The 23,780-nt window shown below is 59.6% G+C and carries 19 protein-coding genes, 2 tRNA genes and 3 pseudogenes; 16 read left to right on the top strand and 8 right to left on the bottom strand.

Annotated features, from left to right (window positions below; genetic code table 11):
- The first annotated feature begins 109 nt into the window (after positions 1–109).
- The 11 genes and pseudogenes from QLG12_RS13465 to QLG12_RS13415 all read left to right on the top strand — a co-directional run bounded on the left by QLG12_RS13465 (position 110) and on the right by QLG12_RS13415 (position 10,800).
- Positions 110–194 (top strand) — tRNA-Leu (locus QLG12_RS13465).
- A gap of 76 nt (positions 195–270) precedes the next feature.
- Positions 271–346, top strand: a tRNA-His gene (locus QLG12_RS13460).
- A gap of 400 nt (positions 347–746) precedes the next feature.
- Positions 747–2,057 (top strand): trigger factor, encoded by a 1,311-nt coding sequence (tig, locus tag QLG12_RS13455; RefSeq protein WP_085712472.1) that lies wholly within the window; start codon positions 747–749, stop codon positions 2,055–2,057.
- A gap of 92 nt (positions 2,058–2,149) precedes the next feature.
- Positions 2,150–2,785 (top strand): ATP-dependent Clp endopeptidase proteolytic subunit ClpP, encoded by a 636-nt coding sequence (clpP, locus tag QLG12_RS13450; RefSeq protein ID WP_007951559.1) that lies wholly within the window; start codon positions 2,150–2,152, stop codon positions 2,783–2,785.
- A gap of 113 nt (positions 2,786–2,898) precedes the next feature.
- Positions 2,899–4,182: an ATP-dependent Clp protease ATP-binding subunit ClpX gene (gene clpX, locus QLG12_RS13445; protein ID WP_007951558.1), complete on the top strand. Its 1,284-nt coding sequence runs from the start codon at positions 2,899–2,901 to the stop codon at positions 4,180–4,182.
- A 163-nt stretch (positions 4,183–4,345) separates the two neighbouring features.
- Positions 4,346–6,742 (top strand): endopeptidase La, encoded by a 2,397-nt coding sequence (gene lon, locus QLG12_RS13440; protein ID WP_108562775.1) that lies wholly within the window; start codon positions 4,346–4,348, stop codon positions 6,740–6,742.
- Positions 6,743–6,890: 148 nt separating this feature from the next.
- Positions 6,891–7,163, top strand: coding sequence for an HU family DNA-binding protein (locus tag QLG12_RS13435; protein ID WP_002552737.1), 273 nt, complete (start codon positions 6,891–6,893; stop codon positions 7,161–7,163).
- 231 nt (positions 7,164–7,394) lie between these two features.
- Entirely contained in the window at positions 7,395–9,266 is a 1,872-nt protein-coding gene (locus QLG12_RS13430; RefSeq protein ID WP_282474681.1) for a SurA N-terminal domain-containing protein, read from the top strand.
- Positions 9,267–9,408: 142 nt separating this feature from the next.
- Positions 9,409–9,546 (top strand): annotated as a pseudogene (locus QLG12_RS13425) (LysR family transcriptional regulator); the annotation flags it as partial.
- 92 nt (positions 9,547–9,638) lie between these two features.
- The gene (locus QLG12_RS13420) at positions 9,639–10,484 is read left to right on the top strand and encodes a DUF2242 domain-containing protein (RefSeq protein ID WP_197867385.1); all 846 of its coding nucleotides are present in this window, start codon (positions 9,639–9,641) and stop codon (positions 10,482–10,484) included.
- A gap of 127 nt (positions 10,485–10,611) precedes the next feature.
- A complete protein-coding gene (locus QLG12_RS13415) occupies positions 10,612–10,800 on the top strand; it encodes a hypothetical protein (RefSeq protein WP_139831576.1) in 189 nt (62 codons plus the stop codon).
- A gap of 4 nt (positions 10,801–10,804) precedes the next feature.
- Here QLG12_RS13415 and QLG12_RS13410 read toward each other — a convergent pair whose 3' ends face one another.
- Together QLG12_RS13410 and QLG12_RS13405 are read right to left on the bottom strand one after the other, a co-directional pair.
- On the bottom strand, positions 10,805–11,845 hold the full coding sequence (locus QLG12_RS13410; protein WP_197867386.1) for an AraC family transcriptional regulator: 1,041 nt from the start codon (positions 11,843–11,845) through the stop codon (positions 10,805–10,807).
- A 3-nt stretch (positions 11,846–11,848) separates the two neighbouring features.
- Positions 11,849–12,976 (bottom strand): nitrilase-related carbon-nitrogen hydrolase, encoded by a 1,128-nt coding sequence (locus tag QLG12_RS13405; RefSeq protein ID WP_282474680.1) that lies wholly within the window; start codon positions 12,974–12,976, stop codon positions 11,849–11,851.
- Between the two features lie 205 nt (positions 12,977–13,181).
- On the opposite strand from QLG12_RS13405, the gene QLG12_RS13400 reads away from it, so the two are divergent.
- Together QLG12_RS13400 and QLG12_RS13395 are read left to right on the top strand one after the other, a co-directional pair.
- Positions 13,182–15,221 (top strand): NADPH-dependent 2,4-dienoyl-CoA reductase, encoded by a 2,040-nt coding sequence (locus tag QLG12_RS13400; protein ID WP_282474679.1) that lies wholly within the window; start codon positions 13,182–13,184, stop codon positions 15,219–15,221.
- 41 nt (positions 15,222–15,262) lie between these two features.
- The gene (locus QLG12_RS13395) at positions 15,263–16,171 is read left to right on the top strand and encodes a 1-aminocyclopropane-1-carboxylate deaminase (RefSeq protein WP_282474678.1); all 909 of its coding nucleotides are present in this window, start codon (positions 15,263–15,265) and stop codon (positions 16,169–16,171) included.
- Here QLG12_RS13395 and QLG12_RS13390 read toward each other — a convergent pair.
- Together QLG12_RS13390 and QLG12_RS13385 are read right to left on the bottom strand one after the other, a co-directional pair.
- The gene (locus QLG12_RS13390) at positions 16,168–16,722 is read right to left on the bottom strand and encodes a cytochrome b (RefSeq protein ID WP_197867390.1); all 555 of its coding nucleotides are present in this window, start codon (positions 16,720–16,722) and stop codon (positions 16,168–16,170) included. The genes QLG12_RS13395 and QLG12_RS13390 overlap by 4 nt on opposite strands.
- A gap of 241 nt (positions 16,723–16,963) precedes the next feature.
- Positions 16,964–17,371 carry a hypothetical protein gene (locus tag QLG12_RS13385; protein ID WP_282474677.1) on the bottom strand — a complete coding sequence of 136 codons (408 nt, stop codon included), beginning with the start codon at positions 17,369–17,371 and terminating at the stop codon, positions 16,964–16,966.
- A gap of 16 nt (positions 17,372–17,387) precedes the next feature.
- Here QLG12_RS13385 and QLG12_RS13380 point away from each other — a divergent pair, with 16 nt between their 5' ends.
- Positions 17,388–17,693 carry a hypothetical protein gene (locus QLG12_RS13380; protein WP_197867392.1) on the top strand — a complete coding sequence of 102 codons (306 nt, stop codon included), beginning with the start codon at positions 17,388–17,390 and terminating at the stop codon, positions 17,691–17,693.
- Between the two features lie 103 nt (positions 17,694–17,796).
- On the opposite strand, the gene phnX is transcribed toward QLG12_RS13380, so the two are convergent.
- Together phnX and QLG12_RS13370 are read right to left on the bottom strand one after the other, a co-directional pair.
- Positions 17,797–18,624, bottom strand: a complete 828-nt coding sequence (gene phnX, locus QLG12_RS13375; protein ID WP_282474676.1) for a phosphonoacetaldehyde hydrolase — start codon at positions 18,622–18,624, stop codon at positions 17,797–17,799.
- Between the two features lie 153 nt (positions 18,625–18,777).
- A complete protein-coding gene (locus QLG12_RS13370; RefSeq protein WP_282474675.1) occupies positions 18,778–19,887 on the bottom strand; it encodes a 2-aminoethylphosphonate--pyruvate transaminase in 1,110 nt (369 codons plus the stop codon).
- Positions 19,888–20,000: 113 nt separating this feature from the next.
- Here QLG12_RS13370 and QLG12_RS13365 point away from each other — a divergent pair, with 113 nt between their 5' ends.
- Entirely contained in the window at positions 20,001–20,861 is an 861-nt protein-coding gene (locus QLG12_RS13365; RefSeq protein WP_282474674.1) for a LysR substrate-binding domain-containing protein, read from the top strand.
- A 136-nt stretch (positions 20,862–20,997) separates the two neighbouring features.
- Here the strand turns inward: QLG12_RS13365 and QLG12_RS13360 are convergent.
- Positions 20,998–21,174 (bottom strand): annotated as a pseudogene (locus QLG12_RS13360) (LysR family transcriptional regulator); the annotation flags it as partial.
- On the opposite strand from QLG12_RS13360, the pseudogene QLG12_RS13355 reads away from it, so the two are divergent.
- A pseudogene (locus QLG12_RS13355) lies at positions 21,170–22,256 on the top strand (FAD-dependent oxidoreductase). The pseudogenes QLG12_RS13360 and QLG12_RS13355 sit on opposite strands and share 5 nt — an antisense overlap.
- Before the next feature lie 3 nt (positions 22,257–22,259).
- Here QLG12_RS13355 and tssI read toward each other — a convergent pair.
- Positions 22,260–23,663 carry a type VI secretion system tip protein TssI/VgrG gene (gene tssI, locus QLG12_RS13350; RefSeq protein WP_282474673.1) on the bottom strand — a complete coding sequence of 468 codons (1,404 nt, stop codon included), beginning with the start codon at positions 23,661–23,663 and terminating at the stop codon, positions 22,260–22,262.
- Between the last annotated feature and the right edge of the window lie 117 nt (positions 23,664–23,780).

Genomic DNA, 23,780 nt, shown 5'->3' with positions numbered 1-23,780 from the left:
ACGGGATTGTGACTCCCGTTGTCGTGGGTTCGATCCCCATCGTCCACCCCATATTTCGAAAGGCGCCAGATGTAACAGTCTGGCGCCTTTGCTTTAAAAAGCTTCATCTGCGGATGTGGTGGAATTGGTAGACACACTGGATTTAGGTTCCAGCGCCGCGAGGCGTAAGAGTTCGAGTCTCTTCATCCGCACCAATCAAAGCTTCATTCATGCCGTTGGCCGGGTGAAGTTCTACAAAGAAGTTGTTTGGCTTCTTTGGCACGCAATATGGTGGGCGTAGCTCAGTTGGTAGAGCACGGGATTGTGACTCCCGTTGTCGTGGGTTCGATCCCCATCGTCCACCCCATATTCCGAAAGGCGCCAGATTTAACAGTCTGGCGCCTTTTTTGTTTTACGGTTTCGGATTTTTGGCGGCTGCAGGTTTCGGGTCGCAGGGCAGGGTGCTTCGTCGTATCAATGTTGCTCGATGATGCTGCGTTGCCCGCCAACCTTGCTTGCGAGGTCGGCTGTCAGGGAGATGATTCAACCGCCTCTATATATAGAAGAGGTTGGCGCAGAGCCCTGGCTTGAATTGGCTGTATTTGCTAACAGGGCGAGGCGCAACCGTTTGTCCCCGCCTTCAAATGGCCTGCTGTTTTTTACCCGTTTTCAGTAGGGTGACTTCTTGAGTTTGACCTACTAGAATGCTTGCCCTTGATTCTTGGGTCGGAAACGGCCGGCTAACGTCTGTGCAACGAGGAATATCCATGCAAGTTTCTGTTGAAAATACTACTGCTCTTGAGCGCCGCATGAGCATCACCGTGCCGGCTGAGCGCATCGAGACTCAGGTCAACAAGCGTCTGCAGCAGACTGCCCAAAAGGCCAAGATTGCTGGCTTCCGTCCAGGCAAAGTGCCAATGAGCGAAATCAAGCGCCGTTTCGGTGCTGATGCGCGCCAGGAAGCGATCGGCGACGTGATCCAGTCCTCCTTCTACGAAGCTGTGGTTGAGCAGAAGCTGAATCCGGCCGGTTCGCCATCGATCGAGCCTAAGTCGCTCGAAGCTGGCAAGGACCTGGAATACGTAGCCGTATTCGAAGTGTTCCCTGAGTTCACCGTTGCCGGCTTCGAAGGCATCACCGTCGAGCGTCTGAGCGCTGAAGTGGCTGACGCCGATCTGGACAAGATGCTGGACATCCTGCGCAAGCAGAACACCCGTTTCGAAGTGGCCGATCGCGCTGCCCAGAACGAAGATCAGCTGAACATCGATTTCGTTGGCAAGGTTGACGGCGAAGTATTCGCTGGCGGTTCCGCCAAGGGCACTCAGCTGGTGCTGGGTTCCGGCCGCATGATCCCAGGCTTCGAAGAAGGCCTGGTCGGCGCTAAAGCCGGCGAAGAGCGCGTTCTGAACCTGACCTTCCCAGAGGACTATCAGAACCTGGACCTGGCTGGCAAAACCGCCGAGTTCACCGTGACTGTAAACACCGTTTCCGAGCCAAAACTGCCTGAGCTGAACGAAGAGTTCTTCGCTCAATTCGGCATCAAGGAAAGCGGCATCGACGGTTTCCGCACCGAAGTTCGCAAGAACATGGAGCGTGAACTGCGTCAGGCGATCAAATCCAAGGTCAAGAATCAGGTAATGGACGGTCTGCTGGCCACCAACCCGATCGAAGTGCCAAAGGCTCTGCTGTCCAACGAAGTTGACCGTCTGCGCGTGCAGGCTGTTCAGCAGTTCGGTGGCAACATCAAGCCTGACCAACTGCCGGCCGAGCTGTTCGAAGAACAAGCCAAGCGTCGCGTTGTCCTGGGTCTGATCGTGGCTGAAGTGGTCAAGCAGTTCGACCTGAAGCCAGACGAAGCCCGCGTTCGCGAAATGATTCAGGAAATGGCTTCGGCTTACCAAGAGCCTGAGCAGGTCGTGTCCTGGTACTACAAGAACGAGCAGCAACTGAACGAAGTTCGTTCGGTTGTGCTGGAAGAACAAGTTGTGGATACTGTTCTGCAGAAAGCTAGCGTGACCGACAAATCGGTCTCTTACGAAGAAGCGGTCAAGCCGGTAGAAGCTCCAAAAGCCGACTGATTGTTTTTGCGTTAGAAGCACACACCATAAGCCAGCCTTCGAGCTGGCTTATGCGTATTCAAGACATGACTATTTGGGAGTGACTGCAGAGCATGTTCCGTAATTCCTATATTCAGCAGAACTCTGATATCCAGGCCGCCGGCGGCCTGGTCCCGATGGTTGTCGAGCAATCTGCTCGTGGCGAGCGCGCCTATGACATTTACTCGCGTCTTCTCAAGGAGCGAGTAATCTTTCTGGTTGGGCCGGTAGAGGACTACATGGCCAACCTGATTTGTGCGCAATTGCTGTTCCTTGAAGCGGAAAACCCGGACAAGGACATCCATCTTTATATCAACTCCCCGGGCGGTTCGGTGACAGCGGGAATGTCGATCTACGACACCATGCAGTTCATCAAGCCAAACGTATCGACGACCTGTATCGGTCAGGCGTGCAGCATGGGCGCATTCCTGCTGACGGCCGGTGCACCTGGCAAGCGTTTCTGCCTGCCGAACTCGCGCGTGATGATTCACCAGCCGCTGGGCGGTTTCCAGGGGCAGGCGTCGGACATCGAAATCCATGCCAAGGAAATCCTCTTCATCCGCGAGCGTCTCAACACGCTGATGGCCAAGCACAGCGGTCGTACGCTTGAAGAAATCGAGCGCGACACCAACCGCGACAACTTCATGAGTGCAGAAGCTGCGAAGGAATACGGTCTGATCGACGAAGTGATCAACCAGCGCCCAGCTTAAAAATAAGCAACTCAAAATAGGCTTGGTCGGCGCGTCTGATCAGCGGCGGGCTTGAAAAAGCCCGCAATAGCCTTCATCTTGTGTTGCAAGCCTATCGGATTTGGATCGAACGAATGACTGACACCCGCAACGGCGAGGACAACGGCAAGCTGCTCTATTGCTCCTTCTGTGGCAAAAGCCAGCATGAAGTGCGCAAATTGATTGCCGGCCCCTCGGTCTTTATCTGCGACGAGTGCGTCGACCTGTGCAATGACATCATCCGCGAGGAGGTGCAGGAAGCACAGGCCGAAAGCAGCGCGCATAAATTGCCTTCGCCTAAAGAAATCAGCGGCATCCTTGATCAATATGTCATTGGTCAGGAACGTGCCAAGAAGGTTCTGGCGGTAGCGGTATACAACCACTACAAGCGTCTGAACCAGCGTGACAAAAAGGCTGACGACGTCGAACTCGGCAAGAGCAACATCCTGCTGATCGGCCCGACCGGCTCCGGTAAAACCCTGCTGGCCGAAACTCTGGCCCGCTTGCTGAACGTTCCGTTCACTATCGCCGACGCAACCACCCTCACCGAGGCGGGTTACGTGGGTGAAGACGTCGAGAACATTATTCAGAAGCTGTTGCAGAAGTGCGATTACGACGTAGAGAAAGCCCAGATGGGTATTGTCTACATCGACGAAATCGACAAGATTTCGCGCAAGTCCGACAACCCGTCGATCACCCGGGACGTTTCCGGTGAGGGCGTACAGCAGGCCTTGCTCAAACTGATCGAAGGCACGGTCGCTTCCGTTCCGCCGCAAGGTGGCCGCAAGCATCCGCAACAGGAATTCCTTCAGGTTGATACCCGTAACATCCTGTTCATCTGCGGTGGCGCATTCTCCGGTCTGGAGAAGGTCATTCAGAACCGTTCCACCAAGGGTGGCATCGGTTTCAACGCAGAAGTGCGCAGCAAGGAAGAAGGCAAGAAAGTTGGTGAATCCCTGCGTGAAGTCGAGCCTGACGATCTGGTCAAGTTCGGTCTGATCCCGGAATTCGTCGGTCGTCTGCCGGTTCTCGCGACGCTGGACGAGCTGGATGAGGCTGCTTTGATGCAGATTCTCACCGAGCCGAAAAACGCCCTGACCAAACAGTATGCCAAGCTGTTCGAGATGGAAGGCGTGGATCTGGAATTCCGTTCCGACGCGCTGAAATCGGTCGCCAAGCGTGCCCTGGAGCGTAAAACCGGTGCCCGTGGCCTGCGTTCGATTCTCGAAGGTGTGCTGCTTGACACGATGTATGAAATCCCCTCGCAGTCCGAGGTGAGCAAAGTCGTGATCGATGAAAGCGTGATCGAAGGCAAGTCCAAGCCACTGTATATCTACGAAAACAGTGAGCCGGCTGCCAAGGCTGCGCCGGACGCGTAAGCGCCCGGTCTGCCGGAACAAGGAAGGGGCCTTCGGGCCTCTTTTTTTTTATGTCGTTTTTTACATCCGCTTTGCGCTTGTTTTTTTTCAAGTCAGCCCCCATCTTGGTTTCAAGCTTAATTCCATCTGATTACGGCCGTATGGCCGCCGTAGAGGCGAAATCATGAAGACCACCATCGAATTGCCTCTCCTGCCATTGCGTGATGTCGTTGTGTATCCGCACATGGTTATCCCGCTGTTCGTGGGGCGCGAGAAATCCATCGAAGCCCTTGAGGCCGCGATGACGGGCGACAAGCAGATCCTGCTGCTGGCCCAGAGAAACCCGGCTGACGACGATCCCGGTGAAGAAGCTCTCTATCGCGTAGGTACCATCGCCACTGTTCTGCAGCTGCTGAAGCTGCCTGACGGCACCGTCAAGGTTCTGGTCGAGGGCGAGCAGCGTGGTGCTGTGGAGCGCTTCAGCGAAGTTGATGGCCACTGCCGTGCCGAAGTCTCGCTGATCGACGAAGTCGACGCTGCCGAGCGCGAATCCGAAGTGTTCGTGCGCAGCCTGCTGTCGCAGTTCGAACAATATGTGCAGTTGGGCAAGAAAGTCCCGGCTGAAGTCCTGTCGTCGCTCAACAGCATCGACGAGCCTGGCCGACTGGTAGATACCATGGCCGCGCACATGGCGTTGAAGATCGAGCAGAAGCAGGAAATCCTCGAAATCATCGATTTGTCGGCCCGGGTCGAGCACGTTCTCGCCTTGCTGGACGCCGAGATCGACCTGCTGCAAGTTGAAAAACGCATTCGTGGCCGCGTCAAAAAGCAAATGGAGCGCAGTCAGCGCGAGTACTACCTGAATGAGCAGATGAAGGCCATTCAGAAAGAGCTCGGCGACAGCGACGAAGGTCACAACGAAATCGAAGACCTGAAAAAGCGTATCGACGCTGCCGGTCTGCCAAAAGATGCCCTGGCCAAGGCCACTGCCGAGTTGAACAAGCTCAAGCAAATGTCGCCGATGTCCGCTGAAGCCACCGTGGTGCGCTCGTACATCGACTGGCTGGTTCAGGTGCCGTGGAAGGCTCAGAGCAAGGTGCGCCTGGACCTGGCCCGGGCCGAAGACATTCTCGATGCCGATCACTACGGCCTGGAAGAGGTCAAGGAACGCATCCTTGAATACCTCGCCGTGCAGAAACGCGTGAAGAAAATTCGTGGCCCGGTGTTGTGCCTGGTCGGTCCTCCGGGCGTGGGTAAAACCTCGCTGGCCGAGTCGATCGCCCATGCCACCAACCGCAAATTCGTGCGCATGGCCCTCGGTGGCGTGCGTGATGAAGCGGAAATCCGTGGTCACCGTCGGACTTACATCGGTTCGATGCCAGGAAGATTGATTCAAAAGATGACAAAAGTGGGTGTGCGCAACCCGCTGTTCCTGCTCGATGAAATCGACAAGATGGGCAGCGACATGCGTGGCGACCCGGCGTCGGCGTTGCTGGAAGTGCTCGATCCTGAGCAGAACCACAACTTCAACGATCACTATCTGGAAGTCGATTACGACCTCTCGGATGTGATGTTCCTGTGCACCTCGAACTCGATGAACATTCCGCCGGCGCTGCTGGACCGGATGGAAGTCATCCGTCTGCCGGGCTACACCGAAGACGAGAAGATCAACATCGCGGTCAAGTACCTGTCGCCCAAGCAGATTGCAGCCAACGGCCTGAAGAAGGGCGAGCTGGAATTCGACGAAGAAGCGATCCGCGACATTATCCGTTACTACACCCGCGAAGCCGGTGTGCGTGGCCTCGAGCGGCAGATTGCCAAGGTCTGCCGCAAGGCGGTCAAAGAGCACGCGCTGGAAAAACGCTTCTCGGTAAAAGTGACAGCTGATCTGTTGGAGCATTTCCTCGGCGTTCGCAAGTTCCGCTACGGTCTGGCCGAGCAGCAGGATCAGATCGGTCAGGTGACCGGCCTGGCCTGGACTCAGGTGGGCGGCGAACTGCTGACCATCGAAGCCGCTGTGGTGCCGGGTAAAGGTCAACTGATCAAGACCGGTTCGCTGGGTGACGTAATGGTCGAATCGATCACTGCGGCTCTGACGGTGGTGCGCAGCCGTGCCAAGAGTCTGGGCATTCCCCTGGACTTTCACGAGAAGCGCGACACCCACATTCACATGCCGGAAGGCGCGACGCCAAAAGACGGCCCGAGCGCTGGTGTAGGCATGTGTACTGCGCTGGTGTCGGCGTTGACCGGTATTCCTGTGCGTGCCGATGTCGCCATGACCGGCGAGATCACCCTGCGTGGTCAAGTTCTCGCCATTGGTGGTCTGAAGGAAAAACTGCTGGCCGCTCACCGTGGCGGAATCAAGATCGTGATTATTCCGGAAGAGAACGTGCGTGATCTGAAGGAGATTCCTGACAATATCAAGCAGGATCTGCAGATCAAACCGGTTAAATGGATTGACGAGGTCCTGCAAATTGCGCTGCAATACGCGCCGGAGCCCTTGCCGGATGTGGCTCCGGAGATAGTTGCCAAGGACGAAAAACGTGAGTCTGACTCTAAGGAAAGAATTAGCACGCATTAATACGCTTTTGCCTGGGGGGCTTCCTTGACAGCTTTTTAGAGCCCTTGTTATAAAGCGGCTCTTAAGTGTCTGTAGGCCATTCAGCACTCGTTTTTGCTTTCACCAAAAAACTTAGAATCATACTCAAATAGATATAAGGGGACTTAGAGTGAACAAGTCGGAACTGATTGATGCTATCGCTGCATCCGCTGATATCCCGAAAGCTGCTGCTGGCCGTGCGCTGGACGCTGTAATCGAATCCGTCACTGGCGCTCTCAAGGCCGGCGACTCCGTTGTTCTGGTTGGTTTCGGTACTTTCTCCGTGACTGATCGTCCAGCTCGCATCGGTCGTAACCCACAGACCGGCAAGACTCTGGAAATCGCGGCAGCCAAAAAGCCAGGTTTCAAAGCCGGTAAAGCCCTGAAAGAAGCCGTCAACTAAGTTTGATTCAGGTTTTTACCCATCCGGGTCGGGGTCATGCCTGACTTGGCAGCGGAGCGGTAGAGCAGGTAGTTGAAACAGTTGCCTGTCACACCGGGATCGAGGGTTCGAGCCCTGTCCGCTCCGCCAGTTACGAGAAGGCGCATCCTCGGATGCGCCTTTCTTCTATCCGGATTCTACCCACACTCCACGGTTGCCAAATTTTGAAGTTCAACCGTTTCTGGGGGACGCATGCTGCAGAATATCAGGGACAATTCACAAGGCTGGATTGCCAAGACCATTATCGGAGTCATCGTTGCACTGATGGCCCTGACCGGTTTCGACGCCATTTTCCAGGCCACGACTCACAAGAATGAGGCGGCCAAGGTCAACGGTGAAGAAATCAGCCAGAACGAGCTGAGCCAGGCGGTGGATATGCAACGCCGTCAGCTGATGCAACAACTGGGCAAGGATTTCGACGCTTCCTTGCTGGACGAAAAAATGCTGCGCGAATCGGCCCTCAAGGGTCTGATCGATCGCAAACTGCTGCTGCAAGGCGCAGAACAATTGAAATTCGCTTTCTCCGAAGCGGCCCTGGACCAAGTGATCCTGCAGACGCCTGAATTCCAGGTCGACGGCAAGTTCAGCTCCGACCGTTTCGATCAGGTGATCCGTCAACTGGGTTACAGCCGCATGCAGTTCCGCCAGATGCTGGCTCAGGAAATGCTGATCGGCCAACTGCGCGCCGGTGTGGCGGGCAGCGGTTTCGTAACCGACGCTCAGGTGCTGGCTTTCGCCCGTCTGGAAAAACAGACCCGCGACTTCGCCACGCTGAACATCAAGGCTGACCCTTCGGCCGTGAAGCTGACCGATGACGAGGTCAAGGCTTACTACGACGAGCACGCCAAGGAGTTCATGACCCCGGATCAAGTGGTCATCGATTACCTGGAATTGAAGAAGTCTTCGTTCTTCGATCAGGTCGCCGTCAAGGACGAAGACCTGCAGGCGGCGTATCAGAAAGAGATCGCCAACCTGTCGGAACAGCGTCGTGCCGCGCACATTCTGATTGAAGTCAACGACAAGACCACCGAGGCCCAGGCCAAGGCGAAGATCGAAGAAGTCCAGGCGCGTCTGGCCAAGGGCGAGAAATTCGAAGCGCTGGCCAAGGAGTTCTCGCAGGATCCGGGTTCGGCCAACAACGGCGGTGACCTCGGTTATGCCGGTCCTGGCGTTTACGATCCAGCCTTCGAGAAAGCCCTGTATTCGCTGAACAAGGATCAGGTTTCCGAGCCGGTTCGCACCGACTTCGGTTTCCATCTGATCAAGTTGCTGGGCGTCGAGGCGCCTGAAGTGCCGACCCTGGCCAGCCTGAAAGACAAACTGACCCGTGAGCTGAAAACCCAGCAGGTCGAGCAGCGTTTCGTCGAGGCGACCAAGCAACTGGAAGACTCTTCGTTCGAAGCCTCCGACCTGGCCCAGCCGGCGCAGGACCTGAAACTGACCGTGCACACCTCCAAGCCGTTCGGCCGTGAAGGTGGCGAAGGCGTTGCAGCCAACCGTGCCGTGGTGACGGCGGCGTTCAGCACCGAAGTGCTGGAAGAGGGTGCCAACAGCACCGCCATCGAGCTGGATCCGGAAACCGTGATCGTGCTGCGCGCCAAGGAGCATCTGAAGCCTGCTCAATTGCCGCTGGAAAGCGTGGCCACCGCCATTCGCGCCCAGTTGACCAAAGAGCACGCCAGCGCGGCTGCCAAGACCAAGGCGGAGCAACTGATCGCCAGTCTGCGTGATGGCAAGACCCCGCTGGACAAGGCGGTGGATGGTCAGAGCTGGAAAGTCACTGAAGCGGCGAACCGCGCTCAGGAAGGCGTTGACCCGGCGGTGCTGCAAGCACTGTTCCGCATGCCTAAGCCGGCTGCCAAGGACAAGCCGACCTTCACCAGCGTGACGCTGGCGGATGGCAGCCTGACCATCGTGCGCCTGAACGGCGTGAACGAAGCGGCGGCTCCGACCGATGAAGAGAAAGCGCAATACCGTCGCTTCCTCGCGTCGCGTGTGGGTCAGCAAGACTTCGCGGCGTACCGCAAGCAGCTGGAAGCCGAAGCCGACATCAAGCGTTTCTGATGCCTGGCTGAGCCGCAAGACCCGAGCCCCGGATGAAAATCCGGGGCTTTTTTGTGCGCGCTATCCGGCGTTCGGGAAGCCATGGCTCGGGCGTTGACCGTCGCATCCAGGGTCAGCAGCAACAGACCCGCGACAATCCCCGCGCGTGTTGGATGAGCATCTGCAGCACGTCGGACAGTTCCGGATCCTGTGAACGTCGAGCCGCCATGCAATCGCCAAATTGCGCGTGTTCATCGATCATTTATCGGCGAGACTTTTTCCTGCTGCTGAAGGTCGATAGAGTTGTAACTGTTTTAAGACACTAATCCATACGCCGCGGGGCAGCGATCTGTTGCACAATACGCCCCGGACCGTTTTCCCTCAGGATGTTTAATGTTGAATTCTATTCCCGTGCGTTTCATCGGGTTGGCGTTGTTGCTGACCGCCGCTGCCGGCTGCTCCAAGGACAAGCCTATCTACGAGCATGAGAATTTCGACGACTCCGGCACCTTTTCGCGCAATTACCCGGTGACCGACACCGCCAGTTGCGAAGCGGCCCGCCGAGCGTTGCTCAGCCAGGGCTATATCATTACCAGCAATGACCCGAAACTGGTCAGCGGCCACAAGAGCTTCCAGCAGACCGGCGAAACTCATTTGGAGATCAGCTTCAACGTGGTGTGCGCCGATGATGGCAGCGCCGGCCATCACGCCACCGTGTTCGCCAACGCCTTGCAGGACCGCTACGCGCTGAAGAAGACCAACAACTCGGCCAGCCTCGGTGTCGGCGTATTGGGCTCGGTGTCGATGCCGATCGGCTCGTCTGACGATTCGATGGTCAAGGTGGCCAGCGAAACCGTGTCTTCGCAGAAGTTCTACGAACGTTTCTTCACCCTGGTCGAGCTGTTCCTGCCAGCCGACGCGAAGAAAGCTGCGCATATCACCGAAAAACCGAAGACCGATCTGGGTGTGCCGGAAGCCAAGGCAACGCCGGCTCCGCTGGCTCCAGCTCCAGCGGCTGAACCCACCCCGGCGTCCGCTGCGGCGCCAACGCCAGCGCCTGCAGAGGCAAACCCGGTGAGCTCCGAACCGGTAGCCCCGCCGGCCGAAGCTGCACCGATCACTCCGGCACCGGTTGCCGAGCCTGCGCCCTCGACGGAAACCATCACCCCTCCGGCCAACCCGACGGACATTCCGCCGCCGTCCGAGCCGATTCCGGCCATGCCTGCGTCCGGGCAGTAAACTTCACGCCACGCCTCCGGCTCCTGTCGGACGCGTGGCGTTTTGTTGTCTCCCTTGAGCTTCTTCCTGCCAGCCCCGTCGAAAAATATCCCGCGATAAATCCCTGACCGCCTGCTACGTTTATTTCATGAAGGCCGTGTTTCATTTTTCCTTCACACGGGCACTTTATGCTCGAGGCGCTGGTCATTTGTTCCAGGCCATTTCAAGCAAGCGTCAGGGGGATTACGCAATGGATGACTATCAAGAAGAACTGCTGGAATTCCAGGCCTTTGAGCTGGATTCACCAGAGCCTGCGGAAGACGCTACCGAGCTGTGAGGCGTCAGCCTGTCTTGCGGTGACTGCGGCGAAATTCGCCCGGTGTCTGGCCGTTCCAGCGCTTGAAGGCGCGCTGGAAAGCTTCGGCCGAGGCAAAGCCCAGCAGGTAGGCGATTTCACCGAATGCCAGTTCGGTGTCGCGTATGTAGGTCATCGCCAGATCACGGCGGGTGTCATTGAGGATCGCGCGAAACTGCGTGCCTTCTTCGGCCAGCTTTCGGCGTAACGTCCAGGTCGGCAGCTTCAAACGTGCCGCCACTTCTTCCAGGTCCGGTTCCCGGCCACCATTGAGCAACGGCCCGAGCAATTGCGTGATGCGTTCACGCAGGCTGCGGGTGCGGGTCAGTTGTTCCAGTTCCCGTTCACACAAGCCGAGCAAATGTTTCCAGGTGCTGGGGCAATGCTCCGGGTTGCGTTGGGCCAGGTCGGTGAGGCTCAGACGCAGTTGATTGTGTTCGGCGCCAAACTGGATCGGGCATTCACCGAGCACCGCATAAGCGTCGCGATAATCCGGGGTGTCAAATTCGATCTCGATCCGTTCAGCGCGCAACGGTTCGGGGCTGATGCTGGACAGCTGATGCAGCCAGCCAGCGATGATCGAATCCACCACAAAGCGGTTGTAGGCGTTGTACGGGCTGATGGAATAGAACCGCAGCCACGCACCGCTGGCATCCTCGTGGAAACTCGACTGGCCGCGATAATTGGAGCCGTACAAGGGTTCGAAGCGCGTCAGGCAGCGGGCGGCTTCGCGCACGGTCGGGGCCTGCGCGGCAGTCACACCGGCCAGCCCCGCCTGACTCAAGCGACTGAGTTGGCCCATGCGCAAACCCAATGCCGGATCGCCAGTCAGCTGGATCGCGCCATGTCCCAGGCGCATGTAGCGCGGGATCGACAGGCGCGCCCCGGCTTCGGCCAGCCGGGCGGCATCCAGGCCGTACTGTTCGAGCAAGGGAAGGGGATCGATCTCATGGCTGCGCACGGCATCGGCCAGGCTGTGGACGAAGCCCACCGACAGATCCCCGAGACGCATCGGCAGCGGCTTCACGGGTTACAACCAGAGGTTCAACAGGCGCGCGCCGCGGGCTTCGCTGTCGGCGAATTGCTGGCCGTTGCTACTGAGGAAACTTTGCCCGGCGCTCGGCTTGTCCCAGAACTGCCCGCGCAGAAACACACTCATACCGGCCTGCGCCTTGCTGGCCGGCGGTTGCGCGGTCAGGGTCAGTTGGTGCCAGGCTTGGCCTACACTGACTGCTCCTGGTTTCAGGCTGACCGAGTCCGGCACGCTCGAGCCTTTGTAACCCTTCCAGGGTTGATCCCACACGCCATGACCGACGACAAACGCGGGCACCGCGATCAGCTGCGCGCCTTGCTCGTCGAGTTTGCGGTAGTTGTCCGGGTACCAGCTGTCGTTGCCGATCAACACGCCGAGGCGTCCGGCCGGGGTGTCGATCACATTGATCCGCGAAGCTTCGCGGGTGCCGGAGTCATCCTGATCGAAGACCGGACGCATCTGCCGCTGCGGCTGGCCGAGCGGGGCACCGTCGCGACCGAACACCACCGTGCTGTTGTACAGCGCGCCACTGCCGGCCTTGAGCCGGCCGTCGGTGATGTTCGGTTCGGGTAACACGATCGTGCCGGCCACCAGAGTGACGTGGAACTCCTTGGCCAAACCACCGAACAGCGCCTGATAGTCCTTGGCCATGTCCCGGGACTTCATGCGCAGGTGCGCGTCATCCAGACGGCTGTTGCCCTTGGCGGTGAGCCAGGCGCGAGCAAACTGCACCGGGTTGCTCGCTGCCAGCCAGTTCATCGCTTCGGCGAGGGTGGCGGCCTGGTACAGCTCGTCTTTTTCGCCGCTGATCATCAGCCAGGTGCCGACATGCTCCGGCAGGATGACCACGGTTTTTTCATTCAACAGCCCCTGATCCTGCGCCTGCTGCAAATAGGCGGCGAGCTTGCGGTGCAGGCGTTCGGGGCTTTGGTAGTCGGTGGGGAACAGCTCGGGCTGGATGCCCAGCAGGTTGCCACGGTCGGCGGGCGTGCCCTGATCGACCGCGAGTTTGATCCGCAGGTCCGACAGGTAATGACCGGCCGGACGGTCAGCCGCCCACATGGCGTAGAAGGTGAGTGCGGCGATGAGCGCCATGGAAAAAGTCAGGTACAGAAGTTTGCGCATGAAATCCAACAACAACCGGGTGCAGGGTGTGCGGACAGGGTAGGGCGCCAGCCCCGGCTTGCCAAGGGGTGCTGCGCATTTGGATCAATAACTTGTCAGTTACGGTCATTGAGTGACAGCGAGGCGACTCCTAATCTGTCGAGCATGACTGACGGGGGACGCAGAGCTCCCGCATTTTCCGTGATCGCTCGCTGTGGAGTTAACGATGACCGCCACTCAATACCCGCACCTGTTGGCCCCGCTGGACCTGGGATTCACCACGTTGCGCAACCGCACCCTCATGGGCTCGATGCACACTGGCCTTGAAGAGAAACCGGGCGGTTTCGAACGCATGGCGGCGTATTTCGCCGAGCGTGCCCGTGGCGGCGTTGGCCTGATGGTCACCGGCGGTATCGGTCCGAATGACGAGGGCGGTGTGTATTCCGGCGCGGCCAAGCTGACCACCGAGGAAGAAGCGCTCAAACACCGCATCGTCACGCGCGCCGTGCACGAGGCGGGCGGCAAGATCTGCATGCAGATCCTCCACGCCGGCCGTTATGCCTACAGTCCGAAACAGGTCGCGCCGAGCGCCATTCAGGCGCCGATCAACCCGTTCAAGCCCAAAGAGCTGGACGAGGAAGGCATCGAGAAGCAGATCCGCGATTTCGTCACCTGCTCGGTACTGGCCCAGACCGCCGAGTACGACGGCGTGGAAATCATGGGCTCGGAAGGTTATTTCATTAACCAGTTCCTCGCGGCTCACACCAACCACCGCACCGACCGTTGGGGTGGCAGCTACGAAAACCGCATGCGCCTGCCGGTGGAAATCGTTCGCCGGGTGCGTGAAGCGGTGGGCCCGAACTTCATCATCATCTTCCGTCTGTCGATGCTCGATCTGGTGGAAGGTGGCAGCACCTGGGAAGAAATCGTCACCCTGGCCAAAGCCATCGAGCAGGCCGGCGCGACCCTCATCAACACCGGCATCGGCTGGCACGAAGCTCGGATCCCGACCATCGCCACCAAAGTGCCGCGTGCCGCGTTCAGCAAGGTCACGGCCAAGCTGCGCGGTTCGGTGAAGATTCCGCTGATCACCACCAACCGCATCAACACCCCGGAAGTCGCCGAGCAGATTCTCGCCGAAGGCGATGCCGACATGGTCTCGATGGCGCGACCGTTCCTCGCCGACCCGGACTTCGTCAACAAGGCCGCCGAAGGCCGCGCCGACGAAATCAACACCTGCATCGGCTGCAACCAGGCCTGCCTCGATCACACCTTTGGCGGCAAGCTCACCAGCTGCCTGGTCAACCCGCGTGCCTGCCACGAAACCGAGCTCAATTACCTGCCGGTCAAGCAGATCAAGAAAATCGCCGTGGTCGGTGCCGGTCCTGCCGGCCTGTCCGCCGCCACCGTGGCCGCCGAGCGCGGGCATCAGGTGACCTTGTTCGATTCGGCGAGCGAGATCGGTGGCCAGTTCAACGTCGCCAAGCGAGTGCCGGGCAAAGAAGAGTTCTACGAAACCCTGCGTTACTTCAAACGCAAGTTGCAGACCACCAACGTTGAGGTGTGTCTGAACACCCGCGTTGACGTGGCGAAACTGGTCGAGGGCGGTTACGACGAAGTCATCCTCGCGACCGGCATTGCGCCGCGTCTGCCGGCGATTCCGGGTGTCGACAACGCCAAAGTGCTGAGCTATCTGGATGTGCTGCTTGAGCGCAAACCGGTCGGCAAGCGTGTGGCGGTGATCGGCGCCGGCGGTATCGGTTTCGACGTGTCGGAATTCCTTGTCCATGAAGGCGTGGCCACCAGTCAGGATCGCGCCGCGTTCTGGAAAGAGTGGGGCATCGACACAAACCTTGAAGCCCGTGGTGGCGTTGCCGGGATCAAGGCTGAACCGCACGCACCGGCGCGCGACGTGTTCCTGCTGCAACGCAAGAAATCCAAGGTCGGCGATGGCCTGGGCAAGACCACCGGCTGGATTCACCGCACCGGTCTGAAGAACAAGCAGGTGCAGATGCTCAACAGCGTCGAGTACCTGAAGATCGATGACGAAGGCCTGCACATCCGCATCGGTGAAACCGGCGAGCCGCAAGTGCTGCCGGTGGACAACATCGTCATCTGCGCCGGCCAGGATCCGCTGCGTGAGTTGCACGACGGTCTGGTGGCAGCCGGGCAGAACGTGCACCTGATCGGCGGCGCCGATGTGGCGGCCGAACTGGATGCCAAACGTGCGATCAATCAGGGTTCGCGTCTGGCCGCCGAGCTCTGATCCACCCTAGAATGCCGGCTCTTTGCACAGAGCCGGCCTTCATGTTTCTGCCTCCCACCGACTGGCTACCTCAAGCCCCCCTCGAACCGCTTCATCTGGACTGGCTCACCGCCGCCGGCATTGAAGTCGCGATCCTGCGCCTGGACTTGATTGATCCGCTGATCAGCGGCAACAAGTGGTTCAAACTCGTCGAACACCTGAAAGCCGCCGACCGCGCGGGTGCCGAAGGCATCATCAGCCTGGGCGGTGCGCATTCCAATCATCTGCATGCATTGGCGGCTGCGGGCAAACGCCTGGGATTCACGACGGTCGGGCTGTTGCGCGGGCATCCGCAGGACACGCCGACGGTCAGGGATCTGCACGACTTCGGCATGCAACTGCACTGGCTCGGTTACGGCGGTTATCGGGCGCGGCACGAGCCGGGGTTCTGGCAGCCTTGGCGAGAGCAATATCCGACGCTGCATCCGGTGCCCGAAGGGGGCGGTGGTCTGCCGGGTGCGCAGGGTTGCGCGGCGCTGAGGGATCAAGTCAGTGAACAACTCGGCAAGTTCGGCTGGGACGACTATCACGGTTGGTGGCTGGCCTGCGGCACTGGCACCACGCTTGCGGGATTGGTGTTGGCCGAGGCCGGACAACATGCGGTGTACGGCGCAATGGCCGTGCCCGACGATCACGGCGTCGCGGCCAATGTCGAGGCGATTGTCGGCGAAACCGGAGGGTATGAGTTGATCGACGCCAGCCGCGGCGGCTTCGCCAAGGTCGATCCGGCGCTGCTTGAATTCATTTTGCAAACCGAACAGGCCAGCGGCATTCCCCTCGAGCCGCTGTACACCGGCAAGGCCTTGCTGGCGCTCAAGCAACAGATCGAGGCGAGCCGCTTTGCCCGGGGTTCACGCTTGATCTTCGTCCATACCGGCGGCTTGCAGGGCCGGCGCGGATTCGACGGCTAACCCTGGCTGCGCTTGGGCATCATCCGCAGCAACGTGTTATCGCGCACCACGTAATGGTGATAGATCCCCGCCAGTGCATGCAGACCGATCAGCCAGTAGCCAATCGTGCTGATCAGTACGTGCCAATGTTCAACCTGTTTGGCAAAGGCCTTGTCTTCACTCACCAGCAACGGCAGGTCGAAACCGTAGAACATCACCTGATGGCCCTCGGCGCTGGTGATCAGCCAGCCGAGGATCGGCATGCTGATCATGAACAGGTACAAGGCCCAGTGCATCAAGCGTGCGAGGATGGTTTGCCACGGTGGCGAGGCCGGGAAGATTTTCGGCGCCGGGCCCAGGCTGCGGGCGAACAGGCGAAACCAGACCAGCACGAATACCGTCAGCCCAAGCATGTAATGCACTTCGCGGATCAGCGTGCGGCCGCCGCTGCCCTTGGGAAACAGACCACGCAATTCCATGCTGGCGTACACCAGCACCAACAGCACCAGCATCAGCCAGTGCAACAGGATCGACACGGTGCTGTAACGGGATTCGGAATTTGTCCACGGCATACGGCGTTCCTCACGGTTCAGGGCTCAAGCGTGCCGTTCTGTGACGGCATGCCTTAACTGTAATCGTATTAAGGTCATTCTTCCTCCACGATCCGGTTTTTTATTGATGCACATCATTGGCATTGCAGTGACATGATCCCTGCGCTGACGGGGTGGCTGTAACAAGGCATTGTTTATATTTTGTATTTGCGAAAGTTTGAGTGCGTGAAGCCATGTGGTTATTGTTGGGCGCAGTCGATAATTAAAGTTCGGCTCGATAAATAAACCAATAGCGTCGTTCAAGGATGCTGTACTGGAAAAAGGATTCAGCAATGGCTTTTAATGTTCTTCTTAATAATAAACATGGCTGTATTGTCAAAAAAGCAATGGCTAAGGCGCCTGTATCCAGACCAAAACCGCGGCCTGCGGTTACGCAACCTCCCAAGCCGGCGAGCAAGCCATCCGTTCCGCCCGTCAAGCCACCTGTGCAGCCGGTAAAGCCTCCAGTGAAACCTGCCGTACCGCCAGTCAAACCAGCTGTGCCTCCGGTCAAACCACCGGTAAAACCTGCTTCTTCCACCAGGCCTGTTTCGCCAGCTAACAAGCCTCCTGTGGCGCCGACCAAGCCAGTCGCCGTCGCCAGGCCGCCAATGCCGTGGCCTACGCTCAATATCAATGTGGATCCTGTGGCGTTGATCAATTTGCTGAATGCGATTGGAAACAGCCGTCATCCGGATGGCTCCACGTCGTTGGCCGACGGAAGTCTGGTAAATGCGCAACAGACGGCAGTGACGCGTCCGGACGGGATCATTCAGCATATAGACGGCAGGGTTGAACACCCCGACGGACGTATTGTGTGGCCAGACAATACAATCGAGTATCCCGATGGACGCATCGTCTGGGCTGACGGAACCGAACAACTGGCAGATGGTTCGGTGAAGTATCCGGACGGGCTCGGTTTTGATGCGCAGGGTAACTTGGTTTCTGAGTAATCCGGTTGTAATGACTGTGGGTTGAAAGTTGTCTCTTAAAAAGTCTGTAATTTATAAATAAAAGGCCGCCAGCTTTTATCGGCTGGTGGCCTTTTTTGTCAGGTTAGTTGTTTTGCGGCATTTCCCCTTTGGTCAGGCGCCGGTTGATGTCAGCGATCACTTCCGGCAGATCGCTGATGGTGTCGATCATGTAGTGCGGGCGCGAGCCTTCGAACAGCGCGTGAATGCGCTCGCGTTCGCTGGCCAGCGCGTCGCTGCCCAATGCGCGGTAGCCCTCGTAATCCAGACCCAGCGCGTTGCCGGAACAGATCAGCGCCACGGTCCACATCCCGGCACGACGGCCTTCAAGAATGCCCGGCACGGTGTCGTCGATCTTCACGCAGGCGGCGACATCGTCGATGCCCAGCGCAATCACGTTGGCCAGCGCCTGCGCCGGCCATGGACGACCGTTCGGCACTTCGTCGGTGGCCACGACGTGGTCGGCGACGTAGCCATTGGTGGCGGCCAGTGCCACGACCTTGTCCATCACTTGCTTCGGATAACCGGAGCAGGAACCGATCTTGATCCCTTGCTGACGCAGGTTGGCGATGGTCTCCAATGCACCGGGAATCAGCGCCGAGTGCTCGGCGATTTTCTCGATCTGCAGCGGCATGAAGCGGTTGTAGATCGCGGTCACGTCATCGTCAGTCGGAGTGCGGCCGAATGCCTTGCGATAGCGCTCGGCAACCTGCGGCTGATTGCACAGGGTGCGGATGTGATCCCACTTGCCCATGCCCATCGGGCCACGGGCTTCTTCGATGGAGACCTGGACATCGAACTCGGCGAAGGCTTCGACGAAGATCTGGGTCGGTGCAAAGGAACCGAAGTCGACCACGGTGCCGGCCCAGTCGAGGATGGCGGCTTGCAGCTGAGTTGGGTTGTTGTAGTTCATGGCAAAAATTCCTGTGATAACACGCAATTCGGAGTTCGCTGTCCCTGTGGGAGCGGGCTTGCCCGCGATGGCGGTCTGACATTCACCATGGATGTCGCCTGCCAGGGCCTCATCGCGGGCAAGCCCGCTCCCACAGGGGATTTGAGGTGTGGTTTAAATCTCTAACACTTCCATCTCGCGCAGCACTTCACCCACCGCTGCGACGGCTTCGCGCATCTGCGCCGGGGTGACGTGGCCGATGCAACCGACGCGGAAGGTTTCAACCTGGGTCAGCTTGCCGGGGTAGAGGATGTAACCCTTGGCCTTGACCCGTTCGTAGAAGTCCTTGAACTGGTAGCGCGGATCTTTCGGTGCGTGGAAGGTCGCGATGATCGGCGCCTGAATCGCAGCAGGCAGGAAGCTGCGCAAGCCGAGCTTGCCCATCTCTTCCATCAGCGCCTGGCAGTTGGCGGTGTAGCGCGCATGTCGCGCCGGCAGGCCGCCTTCTTCGTTGTATTGCAGCAGCGCTTCATGCAGCGCGGCGACCACGTGGGTCGGCGGGGTGAAGCGCCATTGACCGGTCTTCTTCATGTAGCTGTGCTGGTCGAACAGGTCCATCGCCAGCGAATGCGAATTGCCGGCGCCTGCGGCCAGAGATTCCTTGCGGGCGAACACGAAGCCCATGCCCGGTACACCTTCCAGGCATTTGCCGGAGGCGGCAATCAGCGCGTCGAACGGGACTTTTTGCGCATCCACCGGCAACGCGCCGAACGAGCTCATGGCATCAATGATCAAGCGTTTGCCGTGTCGCTCGACGACCTGGGCGATCTCCGGCAGCGGATTGAGAATGCCGGTGCTGGTTTCGCAGTGGATCAGCGCGACGTGGGAAATGTCGCTGTCGGCGCGCAGCAGCCGGTCAACGTCGGCGGCGGTGGTCGGTTCGTCTTCAGCGGTTTCGAAGGTGCTGAACGAGCGGCCGAGCACTTCGCAGATTTTTGCCAGACGCTTGCCGTAGGCGCCGTTAATCAGCACCAGCACCTTGCCGTCACGGGGGACGAGGGTACCGATCGCGGCTTCGACGGCAAAGGTGCCGCTGCCCTGCAACGGTACGCAGTGATGGCTGTCGGCGCCGTTGAGGATGGCCAGCAGTTGCTCGCACAGGCTGGCGGTCAGTTGGTTGAAGCGGTCATCCCATGACCCCCAGTCGACCATCATCGCCTGGCGGGTGCGGGTTGAGGTGGTCAACGGGCCGGGAGTGAGCAGGATGGGCGCGGCAGTACTCATTCGTGTGTCCTCGCGATAGCGCTGTGGGATGAAGCTACGGGGCCTACGTTGCAATTCGGCGGATCATCAATCAAATTGTTTGTTGTTATGCCAGCCATCAGTGAGGGTTATTCATGAACCTGTTCCAGCTCCGCGCCTTCGACGCCGTAGCCCGGGAAGGCAGCTTTACCCGTGCCGCCGCACGCCTGTTCATCAGCCAGCCGGCGGTCACCGGGCACATCAAGGCGCTGGAGGAGCATTACCAGATCACGCTGTTACGACGCACGGCGCGCCGGGTCGAGCTGACCGAGGAGGGCACCAGACTGGCAGCGATCACCCGGGCGATGTTCGGCATGGCGGAAGAGGCGCAGGCGCTGCTCGAGGCCAATCGGCAATTGCTGACCGGACGCCTTGAGGTGGCGGCGGACGGTCCGCACATGGTCATGCCGATGCTCGCCAGCCTGCGGGCGCGCTATCCGGGGATCACCGTGAATCTGCGGTTGGGCAATGCCCAGGAAACCTTGGCGGCGTTGTTGTCCGAGCATGCTGACGTGGCGGTGCTGACCGAAGTCGAACCGCGCAAAGGGCTGCATCTGCAAGCGTTGAATGAATCGCGAATCTGCGCGCTGGTGCCGGCGGGGCATCCGTGGGCGGCTCGCAGCGGTGAGGTCAGGCTCAAGGAGCTGGATCAGGTGATCATGGTGTTGCGCGAGCCGAATTCGATTACCCGGCGCACCTTTGATCAGGCCTGTGCGCAGGCGTCGGTCAGCCCACGGGTGTTGCTGGAACTGGATAGCCGCGAGGCGGTGACGGAGGCGGTGGCGGCTGAGTTGGGGGTTGGCGTGGTGTCATCGGTGGAGGTCAGCCACGATCCTCGCGTCGTCGCGATTCCCATTGCGGGAGAAGGGCTGGTGAACCGGCACATGATCGGGTGCGTGGAGCGGCGGCGGGAGTTGCGGTTGATTCAGGCGTTTTTCGGGTTGGCCCCGGTCTGATAAACCGCGGCGCCTCAATCGCTGGCAAGCCGAATCGTCGCACCGCAGCTCCCACAGGTTTTGCGGTATGCACAGATTTTGTTAACGCCTCTGACACTGTGGGAGCTGGCTTGCCAGCGATTGAGGCCGGAACTGACTACACAAGACCCTCGCGCACCATCTCGAGAAACGTCGCCACCACCCGCCGCGAACTCTGCTCGCGCAGGCACACCAGCGTTTCGGTCAAGCGCCGGGTGCAATCAGTGATCGGCAGCGCGCAGACCCGTGAGTCCGCACCAAACTCCGCCGCCGACACCACGCCCACACCAATCCCCACTCCGCCGCTGCAAGGCGATGTGCGCACCGACGTGTGCATCGTCGGCGGCGGTTACACCGGGTTGTGGACGGCGATCATGCTCAAGCAGCAGAACCCGGAACTCGATGTATTGCTGATCGAAGCCGACCTCTGCGGTGCCGGCGCCAGTGGGCGCAATGGCGGTTGTGCGCTGTCGTGGTCGGCGAAGTATTTCACCCTGGAAGGGCTGGTTCTCGCCGACCGCCGCCAGTGTGCAGCCGGGCAAATTGGTGCGTGGCTTGCGCCGGGTGGCGTTGCAGTTGGGCGTGCGCATTCACGAAAGCACGGCGATGACCGGGCTGGAGGAGGGCCGTCCGGCGCGCCTTCACACGGCGAGCGGCCGGGTGACCGCCGACCGCGTGGTGCTGGCGATGAATGCGTGGATGGCCCGCGCTTTCCCGCAGTTCGAACGCAGCGTGGCGATTGTCTCCAGCGACATGCTGATCACCGAACCGCGTCCGGATCTGTTGCAGGAAATCGGTCTGACCAGCGGTGTGACCGTGCTTGATTCGCGGATTTTCGTGCACTACTACCACAACACCCCGGACGGCCGGATCATGCTCGGCAAGGGCGGCAACACCTTCGCTTACGGCGGGCGGATGCTGCCGGTGTTCGACCAGCCCTCGCCCTATACCGGATTGCTCAAGCGCAGTCTCAACGATTTCTTCCCGGCATTCGCGGATGTGAAAGTCGATGCAACGTGGAACGGCCCTTCGGATCGCTCGGTCACCGGCCTGCCGTTTTTCGGCCAGATGAGTGCCAGCGGCAACGTGTTCTACGGTTTCGGTTATTCCGGCAGCGGCGTCGGACCCTGCCACATGGGCGGGCAGATTCTCGCCTCGCTGGTGCAGGGCCTCGACAACCCGTGGACGCGATCGCCGCTGGTCAACGGGCCACTGGGATACTTTCCGCCGGAGCCGATCCGCTACCTCGGCTCGCTGATGGTGCGCAACGCCATTCGCCGCAAGGAGCGCGCCGAGGATCACGGTCGGCGGCCCCGGCACCTTGACGTGCGTCTGGCTAAATTCGCGGCGGCAGCGGGCAAGGCCGACAAGGCTTGAGCGTCAGCTTGGCGGGGCGGAACGGTTGAGCAACCAGTCGAGCAGGAGGTCGTCGTCGGGTTCGGTTTCTGTCGGCGGTACCGGGCGGAGCCGACAAGCGTCGAGGCAGAGGATCGGTCGGTCGGGATCGCTGTCGAGAAAACTCACCCAGACCTCGCTGCCGGCGCAGGGAAGATTTTCCCGAGGCAAGCGGCCGCCGGCATGGGGCATGACCACCGGCAACCACAGCCCTTCGCTGGTGTCGGCTTGAGGCTGGTCGGGCCATAACCGGACGGCAATCCGCCCCTGATCGTCCACTTGCGCCGCTTGTCCCGGGATGCCGAGCACTTGCGCCGGGTGATAGCCTGGAATGCTAGGGCGCGGTTGTTCCAGTGGTGGGCGAAACGGGGTCGACCAGGGCAGCGCGGTGAAATCGTTGTGGTAGCGACGGACCGTCGGCAATGGATCGAGAATCGACGGTTGCTGGCCCTGATGACGCAAACTTGTGATCAGCCACTGTTCGTTGAAGGTGCTTACCGGGTGATCCATGACGTGCAACAGACGCCCGCTGAGCAGTCGCAGACAATCGCTGCGGCCCTGAATCGAACGTGCGCGGCAACGTTGGCGCTCCAGCAGACGACGACTGCGCTGAACGGCGTGACGTTGTGCCGTCGGCAGAAATCCAGTTGTGGCGGCATTTTTCAGTGTGTGATTGGCGGCCTCCTGGCCTTCGATCAATTGCCCTCGCTCACGCGCGCCTGCGGGCATCTGCGGCAGCACCGCCTCATGGCGTTGAAACAGACTGCTGAGGCCGGTGCAGGGTCCATCGTTCTGCGTGTTGAAAGGAAGGGTCGTCGGTTGTTGCGGCAGGCTCAGGCTGTCATCGGCGAACACCACCACATGGCCGTCCGGCTGATGTTCGAAGTGGTAGTGGATGCCTTCCTCTTCGCAAAGCCGCTGCAAGAAGTTCAGATCGGTCTCATCGTACTGAATACAGAACGGGCGCGGCGGATAGTGGCCGACGGTCATCTCGATCCGGTAGCTGTCGCCAGGCAGGTGATGTTCGCACAGCAGTTGCTCAAGGATGGCCGGTACGCTCAATTGCGTGAAGACCCGGCGTACGGGACGCTGCTCCAGCGCTTGCAGACGCGGCATCAGTACCAGTTGGTAGGCGATCCGGTGTGTGGCGCGGTGTTCGCAACTGGCACTTTGAATGACACCATGAATTCCGTGATCGTTATCCAGGTGCAGAAACGCTGCCTGGTGCAGCAGAGCGCCGGGTGACCAGGCGGGCGCCAGGCCCATGACCTCGATGTCAAACCGGTAGGGCTGATTCAGCGCTTCATGACCGCTGAAGCGCAGGACCGGCAGGCTTATCCCGCCATCGGCCAGGGTCAGCGAAAACGGACTTTCCTTGTCATTGAGCATTCGGGCGGGCTCTGTCAGGCAATACGGGCGACAGAGGTTACGAAAACGCGACGTTGATTGGACGTGGCAAACCGGTTTTTCAGAATCGCCCTACAAGGCGTGTAGAAGATGTCGATG

Source organism: Pseudomonas sp. V88_4 (assembly GCF_029967985.1).
Classification (GTDB): domain Bacteria; phylum Pseudomonadota; class Gammaproteobacteria; order Pseudomonadales; family Pseudomonadaceae; genus Aquipseudomonas; species Aquipseudomonas glycinae.
Note: the sequence above shows the minus strand (reverse complement) of the source record. Positions and strands in the feature narration are given on the sequence as shown.